The organism is Imperialibacter sp. EC-SDR9, from assembly GCF_902498805.1.
GTDB lineage: Bacteria > Bacteroidota > Bacteroidia > Cytophagales > Cyclobacteriaceae > Imperialibacter.
The window spans coordinates 410,555-426,984 of the sequence record NZ_LR701637.1 but is presented as its reverse complement, the minus strand read 5'-3'; the positions used below and the strand labels follow the sequence as shown (position 1 = coordinate 426,984).

At 47.4% G+C, this 16,430-nt stretch carries 3 protein-coding genes; all 3 read right to left on the bottom strand.

All coding sequences use genetic code 11. From position 1 onward, the window contains the following. Nucleotides 1-2: 2 nt before the first annotated feature. The gene (locus GC130_RS27140) at nt 3-1,133 is read right to left on the bottom strand and encodes a right-handed parallel beta-helix repeat-containing protein (protein ID WP_152001511.1); all 1,131 of its coding nucleotides are present in this window, start codon (nt 1,131-1,133) and stop codon (nt 3-5) included. Between the two features lie 152 nt (nt 1,134-1,285). After that, entirely contained in the window at nt 1,286-5,272 is a 3,987-nt protein-coding gene (locus GC130_RS27135; protein WP_152001510.1) for a hybrid sensor histidine kinase/response regulator transcription factor, read from the bottom strand. A gap of 136 nt (nt 5,273-5,408) precedes the next feature. Continuing rightward, a complete protein-coding gene (locus tag GC130_RS27130) occupies nt 5,409-16,346 on the bottom strand; it encodes a BspA family leucine-rich repeat surface protein (RefSeq protein ID WP_152001509.1) in 10,938 nt (3,645 codons plus the stop codon). Between the last annotated feature and the right edge of the window lie 84 nt (nt 16,347-16,430).

Below are 16,430 nucleotides of genomic sequence, written 5' to 3'. Positions count from 1 at the left end.
TACTAGTTTCCTTTGGCCTGGATGTGCACATTCAAGTCATTGCCTTCAATCACCATAGAAGGAACATCGAGCACCTGAATGGTGGGTATTAAAGTGCCCTCCAAATTAAAAGGGATTGGGCCTCCATACACACCCATGTCGGTGCCATTGGTGCCTGAGCCAAGAGCAGGTGAGCCCGTATCCAGGGTTGGGTCAAATGTTGAGAGAGAGGGAACTCCCGTTCCAAATGATACATTGACAAAAAGAGGGTCTTGACCAGTAATATTATTAACACTTGTGTTGCCACCAGTAGTGAGAAATCCTTGAGTGGCCTTGCTGGTAAAACTCAAATTGTTTTCAAAAGTGTTATTGGAAAGTACCACTTTTCCCCTTGGCCCAATACCGTAAAAAATGTTGTTTTTCACTATGCTGTTTCTGAGCTCTTCGAAAGCGAACCAGCCGCTACTGATCCCATCGTTGTGTATGAACAAATTGTTTTCGATGGTGCTGAGGTCTGTTGTCAGTGTCCCCTGCTGTGCGTTGCAACAATCTGAACCACTTGAACCATAAATAACATTGTTTGCAATAACCACGTTGGAAACATACCCCGCCAATAAGTCTATTGTTTCCTCCGTTGAAGTGCCAATTCCATGCCCAAGCAAATTATTTCTAATTATGATGTTGTTGAGTGTGGTTGTGCTTCCTTCATGCTGAATTCTTAGTATCTGACTGTTTTCAAGAAGCAAATTGCTTAGAGTCCCGGCAACACCGCCGAGAGTAAGTGATGCGGAAATAACCATTCCCGATATCCGGGTACCGCTTGCCGCCGGGTCGGCTATCTCGACAGTGGTTACGAAGGATCTGCTGGAGCCATCAGTATCCGGAAAAAGCCCAATTCCAAAAATATTAAGTCGCTTGTCAATAATGATTGCTCCATAACTGCTGGAGCTCCGTATTACGTGAATAATGTCATCATCCGCCGCCGCCGCAATGGCGTCCTGCAGAGCTGTTGAACCAACAAAAACAGCACCCGGCACGGCTACTGCCCCCGGGTTTCTATCCGCCGTCAAAATGTTTTGAGCACTTCCGAAGTAAGTCATAAGCATCCCCAAAAGAAAGGCAAGCCCATTTTTTTGCTTAAAAAAGGTTTTCATGATCCTGAGAGTTAGTTAAAAACTTTAGCTGATGATCAGCCTTTTGGCTTTTTCATAGCTTCAAGTTCGGCCCTCAGATACCTGCATGCTAACAGCCACGTAACACGGACTCACACAGATGTAACATATAGCCCAAAAAATCTCAGAAGTACCTAGTGGCTTGATTTTTCCTCAAGTTCCGAGGGCAGCAGACCATACTCTTCTTTGAAGCATTTCGAAAAATAAGAAAGGTTATTGAAGCCCACCTCAAAGGCAATTTCTGTCACGGTGGCGCTCCTCTGCCGGATAAGCTGATGAGCCCGCTTCAAGCGGATGGATCTGATGAACTCGCTGGGCGACTGGTCAGTAAGTGCCTTCAGCTTACGGTGGAGGTGCATCCGACTCATGGCCATTTCGTCACTCAGCCATTCTACATTTAATTCCGAATCTGCCAGATGCTTCTCCACTAGCGCCACCGCTTTTCTGATAAAAGTTTCGTCCATTGACATGGCTTCTACTGAACTCGGCTCCAACAAAACCTGCTGGCGGATTCTTTCCCTCAACTTTTGTCTGATATTAATCAGGTTGTCAATCCGTACAGCCAACTCTTTTCCGTCAAATGGCTTGGTTAAATAGTCATCAGCTCCGGTTACAAGCCCTTCTATTTTATCTTCACTGTCGGCCCTGGCGGTCAGAAGCACAACAGGAATATGGGAAGTGCCAACATGTTCCTTCAATTTCTTCGTCAACGTATACCCATCCATGACCGGCATCATTACATCGCTGATGATCAAATCGGGTACCTTTTCTTTAGACATAGCCAACCCTTCTTCTCCATCGCCTGCTTCAAGAATTCTAAACTGTCCCTCCAGTTGGCTTTTGATATAGGCTCTCACATCCGGATTGTCTTCAACTACCAGCACGACAAGGCGGCCATCGTCAGCCACTATGCCAGTCTCTGTCAAAACTTTGCTTTTAGCCGGCTTTGTGGCAACATCGGCGGTCACTTTTTCTGCAACAATTTCGTCTTTCCCAAAGTGAGCGCTTCCTTTAAGCAATTTGACAGTAAACACTGTACCCTTGTCTCTGGTACTACTGACACTAATTGACCCATGATGAAGCTCAACAAGTTCCCGGGTCAGCGCCAGCCCGATCCCTGAACCTTCCTGAAATCTAGTTATTGAGCTATCTACCTGATAAAACCTCTCGAAAATATTTTTCAGTTGATCTTCAGGGATTCCAATGCCTGAATCCGCCACATCAATTTCGACGGATTCTTGTAATTCTCTTATGGTCAAACTGACGCTTCCGCCGTCTTCTGTGAACTTAATTGCGTTAGTGATTAGATTAAAAAAGACTTTTTCAATTTTGTCTACATCAAAAAAAATGTCCAGCGAGTCTACCTCCGAGTAAATAGACAACGTCAACCCCCGGCGCTCTGCCAGCGAGTCAAATGATCTGGTCAGCCCTTTCACAAATGATACAAAATCATATTTTGCAGCTTCTAACTTCAGCAAGCCGGTCTCCAGCTTCGACAGATCCAAAAGCTGGTTGATCAAGCGCAAAAGCCGGTCGGCGTTGGACTTCATCATGCTCAGCACGCTGCCCGGCATCACTGCATCGTTGCCATCCGCCCGATCGTTTAGCGGGCCAAGTATTAGGGTGAGCGGTGTTCGAAACTCATGGGAAATATTGGCAAAGAAGTTAGATTTCACTTTGTCCATTTCCTGAAGCTGCCTGGCCTGCTCCTCAAGCTGTGCATTCTTTTGCTCGATTTCTTGTGTTCGCTGTGCTACAATGCGTTCAAGCACCAATTTTTCTTCTTTAAGTTGTTTGGAGCGCCGACGAATAGTCAACTGTATCGTTCCCACAAACAACGCCAGGTAAATGACAAATGCCCACCAGGTGCGATACCATGGCGGAAGGATCAAAAAAACATAGGAATCGACTTTGCCCTGTACACCATAAATGTTTCTCCCTCGTACATAGAAAGTATAAGACCCTTCAGACAAGTTCGTAAAGTCTTTTTGTGTCTCCGTTGTCCAGGCCGACCAGTCTTCATCATATCCTCCCAGCATAGTCTGGTATTCGTTTTTTTCTGCAAAGTCGAAACTGGTTGCCGCAAATTGAAACCGTATGAAGTTGTTCGGGAACTCGAATTTGGAGACTACCATTGCCTCTTCCTTCTGGTTACCTCCAAAAATCAAGGAATCACTTTTGATGATAACCCGCCTTATGAGTGTATTGAAAGGTCTATCATAATTAACTGAGACGCTATTGTCATGTCGCAACAAAAGATCGTTGCCCCCCAGCCAGGTAATGCCATTGGGCTCTGAATAGATATAAAAAAGGTTGACGTCTTCCAATCCCGCAAATGCGTTATTCACCCAGGCGTACTTTCCATCTTCTCCCCTTTTTGCATAGCCAGTATCCCTAACCTTCTTATCACGATTGTATACATGTATCCATGCTCTACCATCAGTCCCTTCCTCAAAGCTATAGGCGGCATGAGAGCCATTGGCCAGCATGTCTCCAAAAGTAGAATCAGGTCGAAATTTATTCAGCCCAGCATCAAACTGAAAAATACCACGGTGGGTGACTATTACCTTACCTCCTCCGTATGGATAAACGAAATTTTCAACCATGGAGGGCAGGCCTCCCAGCGTATCATACAGCTGCGTCTCCTGAATCTCAAGCGGGGAGCCCGGATTCGTTTTCAGTCGATAAATACCACGATGAAAGGTGCTAAGCCAAAGAATACTATCCACGACCAGCATTCGGCGGATTTCCCCTCCGACATCAGGTAGTTTTCCGAGACTCTCCCATTTTTCGCCTTTCACTTCGAACACTGCTACGCCATCGGTAGTGCCGCCGTAAACAATGTCTGGGTTTTGCGGAGATTGATAAAGTTGGCGATATCCCTGAGGAGCTACAGGAACTTGCTCGAAGCCGCTTTTAGTCAATACCTTAATACCAAAATCGGTGGCAACTACTAAAGAACGGTCGATCGTCAGAAAAGACCAGGCACTATTGGCCCCCTCAATGCCACTGAACATTGCGCCGTCCTTATCATTCCGCATTCTTGAGACTTCATGGCCCGTTGCTACATAGAGTTCATTGTCATGCCTGATAATGGAATTCACTATGCCACGAACACCATTTTTTTGGTCAAAACGAGTAATTGGAGATGCAACGTCAACCTTACTTATTCCGTTGTCGAGCGCCAACCATACGGCACCACTATAGTCAACAAATGCAGCGTGAACCGCATCATTTTGAAGCCCGTTCCCAGTATGAAGTCTGTATTTTAACTCCCCACCACCTGTAACTACTACGGTTCCCCCCAGTATGGTACTTAGCATCATGCTTCCATCCTCTAACCAAATGCCATGATAAAGCAGGCTTTCCTTAAGAAAAGCATCAATTTCAGTGGGAAACACTGAAAATTCTGTCCCGTCGAAGTGGTAAAGTCCATCATTTGATGTCCCAATGACCAAGCCCCCACCAGCTTTATTCCCAAGCATAAAATAGAATCGCTTGTCCATCAGTTTCTCACTCCCCGGCACCAGCTGCAGAGAGTCTGCGACAAGCTTCAGAAGACCCACATTTCGCTGCTGCACATAGAAATCATTGTTTACAAAAAATGAGATGCCGAATGCATTTTCGCCTGACTGCCAAGTCTTCATTTTCGACCCATCCCATCGGAGAATGTGACTATACCCACAAAAATAAGTCCCTTCAGGTGTCGAGAAGGTTCTTCGCATATTTCTAAAGTCCTTATTTTCCTCCCCCACTTCAGACTTGAGGGATACAAACTGCATTTGCCCGATTGAATCCGGTGCCAGATAGCCGATTTCGTCATAGCCGCCAGCGAAAATTCTATTGCTTTCATCTTTAGCGAGAGAGAAAAACAGGCCCGTTTTTGTTTCAATTATCCTCCATCGAACGCCATCAAACTCTAAAACCCCATTGGTATTGGCAAAGTACAGCACTCCTTTTTCATCCTGAGTTGTGGCCCAGTTTTGAGCGTGCCCTCCAGTTTCTTTATGGCTGAAATTCGTTATTAGTGGAATCCCCATCTCATTGCGGCTTTGCCCAAAAAGGTTTTGCCAGCTAAAAAAAATGATGAGTACCATGAGACCTCTGAAAGCAAGTTTCATACAATCGAAGGTTAGATTGCAGGTGCAAATTATCGGCTGAGCAGCTATAACAGATTAGAACATAGCACATAATATACTGAAATACAACTACTTGCGTTAAAAAAATTTACCCATCAGAATCGCATGTGATTCCTGGCTACTTCTTCACTATCAACCTGAATGAGGCTATCTCTACTCCATTCCTATGCTTGTCAAAAAATCGCAATATATATAAGCCGTTTTTAACATCTGTCAGATCCAATACCGTCTGCTGGTTGGTTCCCTGCCGCACCTCTTTCGACATTATTGCCTGACCGTTCAAATCCATAAGCTCTGCTTCAACCCTGCCCTTTACAAGCTTCTCGTACCGTATCGTGATATAGTCATCCGCCGGGTTTGGGTACACCGTCAGCCCCTTGAAGTAATCCAGATAGATGCCTGTCTCTTCCACCTTGGTCACCACAATGCTGGTTGGCGTAGCCAGCGCATTGATACGGATGCTGTTCTGCTCAACGCCTGTGCCACCGCCAAGCTGAAAATCGATAAAAGAAGTAGGATCCATCGGGATACCCGGATACTGAATGTTCACTCGATAGTCCCCGTCAGGTAAGTTGTTCATCTCAAACTGACCCGTTTCATCGGTTTGAACATAGGCGATCAGCTCATACTCATCTTCGTTGTCTTTCGCTCTGAACCTGGAGCGGCTCACACTTACCCCGGCTCCCTGCACTCGCTTTCGGTCAAGAACCCTGCCCCCAGTGTCCCCAAAGTCCGATTCAAAAAGACCTTTGAACGTGTTGTCTCCATCCGCCGGGGTCAACTCCCTCGGTACGTTAACCAGCGTTAACGCCAGGTCTCCAATATTGTCTCTTAGTTGGATCAGGTCGGCAAACACCCAATCGATGGTACTACGGTAGTAACTCGGGATGTATACCTGTTTGTCCTGCTCACCGTACAGCAGATAGTCTCCCAATACCACATCGTTGATTGTAAACACGCCATTGTCGCTGCTGGTGTATAAACCTGTCGTATCATACGCTCCTTCTTTTACTCCTAACAATGCACCTGTTACGCCGCTAACTCTTAATTCGTTCAGGTCTGTTGTCGTGCCTGTAATGGCGGCAGTAGCAAGGACTCTTTGTACTTCGCTTCGCAAACTGAGGCCAGCTACTTTGCTATTGGTTATCTCCAGCTCGTAGCTTCCCATATTCTCATACCTTATTGGTCCTAGCTGATAGGTGCTGCTGGTTCCTGCTTCTATCGATGATCCGTTGCGATACCACTGGTAGCTATTGGCCGTCCCACCAACTGGCACCTCTACTGTTACTTCTGTGTTCACTGCTACCTTTTCGTCTCTGGCCTGGCCGGTCAGCTTCTGAGGTGCATAGGTCATACTCGCTATGCCTATGTTAGGCTCAAGGTCGTCGAACTGAAGCCGGTTGTTTCTAACGTCAAGGGTGTTGAGTTGTATGATGTTGGTTAGTGCTGGCAAGCTGCTTATCTCATTGTCATTCAAATCAATCACTGTAAGTCTCCTCATGTCGCCCAGACGAGCGGGTACATTACCAGCAAGGTTGTTCGACGGAAGGGTAATACCTGTAACACGGTCGTTCTCTACTGTGATGCCAAACCAGCTCGTTATGTCAGCTGTGTTCCAATTGGTTTTGTTTGTCCAGCTATCGCCAGCCGTTAGGGTATAAAGCTCGGTCAGTACCAGCCTGTCTCGTTCCAATGAGCTTACCCGAAGTGTAATAGGCAATGTGTTCAACGTAAGGTTGGGTAGCAGGCTATTGCTAACCTGAACTGTGTAGTCGCCCTCTTCGGCAAACGTAGGGAAGTCAATTGTATAGGTAGCTGCGATGGCTCCGTCGATGACTGTCCCGTTTTTATACCACTGATACTGGTTTGAAGCCCCCGCACTTGTACGGTCAATTGATAAAGGCTCTCCTCGCTCCTGAAGCAGGTCAACTGCGGTAAACAAGTCAGCTTGCGGCGAGTAGCTAAACGTCGTTACTCCTGCAAACTGCTCCAAGGAACCAAAGTCCAGTTGATTGGAAGACAGGTCCAATATTGACAGTGCTGACAGGTTAGCATTGGCTGGCACCGTGGTGACCTGGTTATTGGCCAGGTCTAGCTGCTGTAGTGCATTCAGCTCGGTGCCTGTCAGTATTGGAAAGGCGCCCGTCACATTATTAGAGGCAAGGTTGAGGGCCGTCACCCGGCTATTTGTTACTGCTACGCCTGCCCAGCCTCTCACCTGGCTTACCTTCCAGTTCCCTGAACTACTCCAGCCAGCACCTCCCATTTCATCGTAGATTTTAACCAGCGCTGTCGAGTCAGACGTTAGCTCTGGTGAGTAAAGGGTGTGCACCTTTATGGTATCACTGTAATTAGTAGTATCGGTAGCGGTGTAGCCTCGAACTCTGTAAAAGTAGTCGGTGGCGTGGTACAACCCACTAACTGTTGCACTGGTGTCCGTCGTAACCAAGGGGTTGAAGCCAGTCAGCTGACTGGCAAACAATTCGTCGGTCGCTACTTCAAGCAAATAAGCACTAACGCTGGCCACAGAGTCCCAACTCGCCAGGAAGCTGTAGGTCGTGATGGAAGTGGCCTCAGACACAATTACGCTTAAACTTTCTTCCAGCGTTCTACTGTCTGTCAATGGTTCTGTTGTCAGGTAATTGATGGTTGCTCCAGTACCATTGTAGGCATATACATCGTAATCCACCAATGTTCCCAGCTCTAAGCCAGACAAGTCATCGGTGAAGCTTGTGTCTGATCCTGCATACACCACGTACTGATCAGCATAGCTGGCTCCTGCCGCATATTCCGTCCCATCTTCAGGTACTGTACGAGACGTCGGCGTATAGTACCGAAGCACAAGATACCCCTCCGCTCCGTCAGCAGCCGCAGTAAAGTTACCGCTCATCTGCCGGCCCGGTTCCAGGCTTAGGACAAGCGCTGTGGGCTGGCTCAGCGGTTCAGTAGCAAGCAACGCTTCTGCCCCTGTTTGGATGTTCCCGGCCAACGGGTTAACGCTATACACTATTCCGCTGCCGCTGCCATTGTATCCAAATACATCGTAGGTATAATCCGTCTCGAAAGACAGCCCACTATCGGTAAACGTGGTGCCAGCGCCAACCATTATTACCGTATTGTCGACAGAAGGGTTACTGCCTTCCGTGAGCTCTGTGCCGGTAACCGGGCTGTAAGCTACCGCTGCCGTAGGACGCCTGATCACTAAATAGCCCAAGGCTCCAGAACCTGTAAAGCTCCCATTTACCTCATTGGCTGCTGCAAGGCTTAGGTTCAAGGCTGTGGGGGTGACCGGAGTTGCCGAAAGTGTAGTAATGTTGCCGGTCAATGCGGTCGTGCTGTATACAATGCCAGCCCCACTGCCATTGTAGGCATACACGTCGTAGGTGTAATCTGTTTGGTTGGCAAGACCGGCGTCTGTAAAGACAGTAGTTGGGCCCACAGTTATCACGTGGTTATCAACTAATGGGTTGCTGCCAGCCGTTAACTCTGTGCCGTCAACTGGGCTGTAAGCTACAACTAGTGCAGGGCGTCTGATCACCAAATAGCCAGAAGCTCCACTCCCTACGAAGCTTCCATCTACCTCATTGGCAGCAGCAAGGCTTAGGCTCAAGGCTGTGGGAGTGGCCGGGGCCACAATATCTCCAACCGACAACGGATCACTCGAAACATCAATGTCGGTCACCGTTCCAAATGCTGCAGTGAAACTGGCGTCATCCACAGAAAAGGTAATGGGAGAAGGCGTAATTCCTGCCCCGGTTGCCACATCGGCCACCAGGAAGTAGTACCTGCCTGCGGTGTAGATCCCCCCGAAAAGCGGTGAAAATTCTACTGAACCAGCTGTAAGTGAAGAGGAATTGTATGTGTCATTGTCAATCAAGGTAGCAAGGCTGTTGTCCAGTGAAATAACTAATCGGTAGTTCTCCAGGTAGGTGTCCGGATCCGATGAGAAGTTGACCTTCAACCCGGTCACTTCTCCATAAGGATCAGCAGCCACGAGAAACTCCATCAAAGTAATATCTGAAGTTCCTGCCGAAACATTCACCTCACTGCCAGTCGCATTTTGAAGGGTCGCCGTAAATAACGGATCAGCATCAAAGGTAATACTTGGGCCGCTGTAGCTAAATGCCTCAACCGTTACCGAGCTTACATCAATACCAAAATTATCTGTGCTGAATTGAATACCCGGCTGGGTAGGGTTGGCCTCTGGTTCTGCATCTGCTACCAGGAAAATATAGTGAGTACCTATTGCTAAACCGTACGCCATAGAGGCAAACTCCAAATCAGTCATAGAGAAAAAAGGACTACTGCCAATCAGGGTATTGTCACCGGTGGTGCCGAACAAAGCATCAGTAGAATGGTAGAGCCTATAGTTACCCAGGCTTGCCGACAGGTCAACGTTGGTGGTAAAGGCTAGCCTATCCAGATCGGCAGCGTCAGTGAGGCTGACACTCAATCCTGCCACCACCACATCGGTGTCGGGATAGGAAACAGTACCCGTTGGTATTTCCCCGTTTGCCGCCGCCACCTGTAACTGCCCGAACCCTGCCTGAAATTCAAAAGCACCAAGGTCTACACTAAGCCCTGTGTACCTCCGGTTATTGGCCAAGTCATTAGGAAGCTTTTCGGTAAAGTTTCCATCCCCGTCTTCATCAAGAAAGTCGATGTTGACGGAATTGTTCAATAAAAGATTGTTGCCTAGATCAATGGCGGGCGACCCTGACAAAAGTCCATAATCGCCACCAGGCCCATCTACAAAATTAGGATCGGTGCCGAATACATCATAGTCCGAAACGTCGCTATAGACAAGCGGGTCCCAAAACTCTACAATGGAATTTTCAACCGTAAATGATCCCCCATCCCTAATGCTTGGTTGACTCCCCTCTGGTGCTGCTACTGAGGCATTGCCCCAAAAGATGGTGTTTTGTATTTCAACATAAGCTCCATCGTCAAAGCTCAAACCGCCTGATCCGTCGTTAGATGAATTGTCGACAATAGTTGAGTTGACAGAAATGAATGTGGAAAGATAATCCGCATGCGCCGCACCACCATTGTCATAAGCGAAATTACCTGCGAACAAATTTTGAAATGCTTCATAATAACTTTCACTGAGGTAAAGCCCCCCTCCCGTTACTCCATTTTGGCTATTCCCGATGAATTTATTGTAATATCCAGGCGTCTGGTTAGTCAGGTTAGAGCTACTCAGGTAAAGCCCGGCCCCCTGAACAGCTGAATTGTACTGAAAAATAGATCTGTAAATAAAGGGCTCCGATGCGTCCAGATAGACCCCTCCACCTACCGTGGCGTTATTATTCTGAAAATGGGTCTTGAGAAAAGTAACTTCTCCGCTTGTTATATAGACGCCACCTCCACTAGTCCCGGCCTGGTTATATTCAACCACCATGTTATTCAGGCTCAAGTCCGTATTGGAGGAATAAATACCTCCTCCAGAGGTGGTGGCATTACCGCCACTTATCGTGAACCCATCAAGGAAAACCCCTTGCACATTGCTTACAATAAGCACGTTGTTCGAATTATCAGCCATATTGGTGAAATTGAAATCGTCATCACCATTTAAATCGCCACTCAAAACAGTTTGTGCCGGGTCAGCAAATCGTTGTGAAAGGTCTGTTTCAGTCGCATCAAAACCACCAAAAATCTCAAGGTCATTTTGTGCAATCACAAAAGAAAGAGACGTATTACCAGCATCGGCCCCGTCAGGCAGATACACCCCATTGGCCAGCCATATCTGGTCACCACTGATAGCAAATGTCAGGGCATCCTGCAAGTCGACAAAGGCATCGGCCCAGGAGGTGCCATCATCAAGACCTGACGCCGTAGCGTTCACATAAATAACAGTTGGCACCCGTGACCCCGCTTCCACTGAACCGATGTCGGGATTGCCGTCAAACCTTGGTGCTCCTCTTTGGTCATACTCATTGCCCTCAGCCGGCGAACCAGCGTCAATAGCCGGGCTGCCCACGCCAGGGAGGTGTGTTAAAGTGGGCCCTCCGTTATCCGCAAGCGGCTCAAGCAAGGCGTCTATAGGGGTAGTATTGTCCCCAACCAAGTCATTGGTGAGGGGGCTAAATGTCATTCCGGAGTTGTCGCCGACGAGATTGTAGTCGGCTGATGTGAAATCACCAAAGGCGTCTGGATAGGTGTCGTCCAGGTTCCCAGCCAAAATGGTATTGTTCAAAGTGACTGCACCCAGAGAGTTAAAGTAAATGCCCCCTGCGTAGCCTGTTCCGTCACTGTCACTATTTCCCTGATTGAGGGTAATGGTGGAAGAGTATATGTTGAGCGACCCAGCGGTTACTTCTATAGCACCGCCATAGTTTATTGCCGAGTTGCCAGATATTGTACTGCGGCTAATTGTTACCAGCGAATTGCCCGAGTAGCTAATAGCCCCGCCGCTGTTGGCAATATTATTGTTAAAGGTTGAGTTACTAAATATAAGATAAACTGTGCTGCTAGCTCCGGCAACAGCTCCTCCAAGGTAGGCTTCGTTCGCTTCAAAGGTCGTATTTTCTGTAGAAATGAATCCCTTTTCAGCATATATCGCCCCTCCATCATAGTCGGTTACGTTCCCGTCGAAAACACTATTATCAATCAAAACCTGGCAATCTCCCAAAATATTGAATATGGTTCCGCTGGCACCTGTAAGGCTGTTGCCTGTAAAGCTTGATTCATTGACCAATACTTGCGGCCCTGCTCCAAAAAATTCATCCATTAGGTGAAACATCGGTTGGCCCACCATGGTGTTCCCAAAGAACGAACAATGCTCAATATTGAGGTCTTCTTTGATAGTTAGCAAAGCGCCGATATTTCCGTCGATTAGAGCATTGGTATAATTCACGTTGGTGAAGCCGAGGTGGCTGAGTGTAAGGGGGGCGCTGGCGTTGAAGAGCCTCACACCAAACACACCACTGCCCTGGTCAACATCCCCGGAACCATTTATGACAAGGTTATCAACCTCGTATCCGTTGATCACCAGCTGCTTGGTGCCAATATCCAGGGTAGAAAGCACTGTGATTTGCGAGCTAGCAGGCAGATTGAATCTGACCGTGTCAACAGATACCGTACTGGCGTCCAAAATCGCCTGACGCAAAGTACCAGGGCCAGCATCAGCGGTGGAAGTGACGATTAACGAAGTGGGTACGTCGTCGTAGAGATAGACTTTGTCAAAACCTACCCCGTCATAACTGGTTTCACTTGTCTCATTCGTCAAAAAACGAACCCTAAACCTCACTGGGCCGGTAAGATTAATCGTACTCAGGTTATAGCTGTACTCTTGCCAGCCTCCAGAGCCGTCGGACCAGCCATCGGTGCCTGACACTGTTCCTGCCGGAGGGTCACTACTGACGTTGTACCAGTTGGGGTCGCTGGCCTGGCCCAGCACATGCCAAAGACCATCCGTCGATGAATATTCTATGTAGGCAATATCATTAGCATAGTCAAAGGTTTCGAGCCCATCACCAGCATTGAAATTCATGTCGTAGATCAGCGAAAAGCGGAAGGTCGGATTCGTAAGGCCTGAAACGTCAAAAAACGGGCTTTCAATATAGCTGTCTTCATTTTCATTATAGCTTGATTCAAGGCTAGTTGTAAAAACCTGTGCGCCATCTGCTGCATCATTAATTACCGAACCGCTGGGGAATCCGCTATCCCAAGAAGGGTTCGATCCCCCCACCATCCAACCACCATCTCCACTTTCAAAGCTTTCAAAATAGGGAAAGGCGGCGATCGGCTCAATTATTTCAATGTCAGCGTTGAAAACATTGTCTGCCGGGACTTCATCACCCGCAAGGGTTATACTTACCGCAAGCTGATACGTTCCAACACTTGCCAGATTGGCCAGGCTGGTAAAGGCATATTCTTGTGTTTGCAGGGGGTTAATGGTGGCTGTGAACATTTCTGTTGCGGTTATTGCCCCCGGGTTGATTTCATAGCTAACATTAAAGTTCTGAATCGGATCCTGACCGAGGTTAGTGATTCTGGCCTTTACCTGATAGTCGCCGGTAGGTGCGGTAAGTGGCGATGTGATAGCGGTGACACCTGCATTGGTGGTGGCGTCGGACACATAGATTGAGTAGTCCTCAGTTTCGCCATAGTCGTATGTGCCGCAAGCCTGCACGTCTCCCGCAACAGTCGTCTCCATCAGCACTATACGCAACTTTAGCAGTGCATTGGTCGCTGCGTCTATGGGCACCGTGATGTCGTCACTAAAATTGGTCGGCGACAGGCTAACCGTCGACGTATATACCAACTCGCCTGGCGAAAAAACAAAGTCGTTGTTCCAGTCCACAAAAATTTTGGCGATCTTATCATAGTCACCATTGCAAGTGCCGACATCTAGTGAGAAGGCGTTCACAGATTCGGGTGCCACTAAAATAATTTCTGAGCTATAGTCAGTATATGTTTCGCAGGAGAGGGTATTGGTTGTGCTAACACCCCCCATGGAAAATGCTACTATCTTAGAGTCAGCGGCATCAGTTGCTGCGGAAGCGCAATGCTCAGTGGGGCAATCCTCAGTATCTCCGGCAAACGTCCATGAGTAGTTTGTTATTAATACTTGCCGGTCAGCTGCGGATGAGCAATAGGTAAGGCCCGCTGCACCCAGCGTTAAGCCTGTTGGAATAATTTCGGTGGCTCCGTTGTCATCTGCCCAGCCCATCAACAAAGCATCATAATTGGCTTTGGAAAGACCACTGTTGTCGAGCATGTTGTCGCCGGAAGTTGAATTTAGACTGCCAATGTCCCACGCCCCAAGGTTCTGATCAAAAGCAGTCGCATTGGAGAACATGCTCCGCATTTCGAAGACTTGACTCACATCCCAACCGCCAATATCCTGATTAAAAATGGTCGCATCCTCGAACATGTGGAACATATTTGTGACGTTTCCCACTTGCCAACCGGAGATATCGATATCAAAAGAAGACGCTCCAGAAAACATATATGACATATCCTCCACCGAGCCTACGTCCCAAGCTCCAATGTCCTGATTAAAAGATATCGCATAGGAGAACATCGAATACATGTCCGTAACAGCTCCAACTTGCCAGTTGGTAATATTTCCATTGAAGGAGTCGGTTCCTTCAAACATGGAACGCATGTTTTCAACATTGCTTACATCCCAGCTACTCAAGTCCCCATCAAATGAACCCGCATAGCTAAACATGGAACTCATGTCCAACACATTGGAAAGATCAGGAGCATCTATTGCATTGTATATAAGATTGTTGCACCCGGCAAAAGCCGCATTCATATCCGCCCATGCAATATCTCCCCACTGCTCAATAGACAGTATTTTCAAACGGTCGCCTGAACTGTCGAAATAAATTGCCGGAAAATCCCCGGCGATATACACCCGATAGAGGCCGACAGTTGGCAACACAAAACTATGAGGCTGGTTTCCGTCATTAAATGGTCCTGCTGAGCCGTTATTTGACACCTCATTTCCTACTTCCTCCCAGGTGACGCTGTAACTATAGCCGATACTGGTTCCGGTGGTCGGTATGGTTATAGTTTCGCTAGTGCCTGTGGTTTGCCAGATAGTAATGAAGGGTTTGTATTCGGAATAGCTCGCAATGAATATATCTCCGCCTCCTGCTGAAATAAAATTGGATACCCCAGCATTTGGGTCAAGGTCAGTAGTTCCGTCGAAAAGGCCCGTTAAGTGAATTCTGCCGCCGCCGTCAATGGCTATGTCCTCAGGTTGTTCGGAAGTACTGGAACCAATGTTTTCAGCAAACGATACTATGTCACCGGTTGGATCAAGCTGGACTATAAATATATCATAAGACCCGGCTGACGTAATATTTTGGGTCGCTACTGAGGGGTCAAAATCCGTTGTGCCGTCAAAATAACCGGCAACGGTAATATCTCCCAGGCCACTCACTACAAGCGAGTTTGCAAGTGTCTCTACGGTTCCATTAAAAGCCCTACCCCACACAAAGTTTCCAAAATCATCATGCTTACTTATGTAGGCATCTACGGCCGTACCTGTAGCTGTAATATTTACGGGGCTATTGGTTGGGTCGAAATCAGCAACGCCAGCGAAATACCCAACCGTATATACCTGCTCGGTGGCGTCTACCCCAATAGCCTGACCCGTAATGCCTATGGCATCGTCGCTCACCATTGAGTTACCCCACTGAAATATGCCGGAAGCATCAAGCTTCAACAAAAAAGTGGCAGTCGTGCCTGAAAAAGTCATATTGGAAGTGCCTATTCCCGGATCCAAATCAACGACTCCATTAGTAGTTCCAACTGAATAAACACTACCTGATGCATCTATGGTCATATCTGAAACAACGGTAGAAAGACCCGATGCACCAATTGTCTTTACCCATACGAAATCGCCATTGGCATCTAACTTACTGAAGAAGGAGTCTAAGTCTTGTGCAATCACGCTTGCGTCACCAGCGCCCGGGTCAAAATCTGTTGTGCCATCAAAAGAACCGGCAGTATATACGTTGCCAGATCCGTCAACAGCTATAGCTGCACCAGAATCAGTACTAAGACCGTCACTAAGCATGCTTTTTGCCCACACTAAGTCCCCGTTAGCATCGTATTTGGCAACAAACACATCGCCTCCACCAACTGCTGCAGTAAGGTTAGTTGTCCCTACGCCCGGATCAAAATCAACAATATCTCTAAACCACCCTGTTATATAAAAATTGCCGCTAGCATCTACGGCAATATCTCCTGGGCTATCCAAATCGGATCCGCCTATGTTGATGGCCCACAGGAAGTTCCCTGCCTCGTCCTGCTTCAAAACAAAAATATCACCATCACCTACCGAAGTTAGATTAAATACAGACCCGCTGGGGTCAAAATCTACCGTACCAAAGAACCTTCCAGTAGTATACACATTGTTGGTTCCATTGTGAATGGCGATAGCTTGTCCAAATTCAAAAGCGGCCGTTCCATAGGCACTGGCATTCTCAAGCTTTATGACCTGAGCATAGTGTAAATGACCAAATGACATAAGCAGCAAGAAAAGCACAAAAGGAACCTTCGGGCATTTCAGTAAACAAGTGGTTGGAATTTTCATATTTCGGTTAACGATTGGGTATTAATTATTTTTATAGAGATGATTTCAAGTAAAACACACTCTTTTTATAGTTGATGTTATTAA

What these genes read in the sequence shown, in the direction of transcription:
- GC130_RS27140 (WP_152001511.1), bottom strand. Translation starts at nt 1,133, where the DNA reads ATGAAAACCTTTTTTAAGCAAAAAAATGGGCTTGCCTTTCTTTTGGGG.
- GC130_RS27135 (WP_152001510.1), bottom strand. Translation starts at nt 5,272, where the DNA reads ATGAAACTTGCTTTCAGAGGTCTCATGGTACTCATCATTTTTTTTAGC.
- GC130_RS27130 (WP_152001509.1), bottom strand. Translation starts at nt 16,346, where the DNA reads ATGAAAATTCCAACCACTTGTTTACTGAAATGCCCGAAGGTTCCTTTT.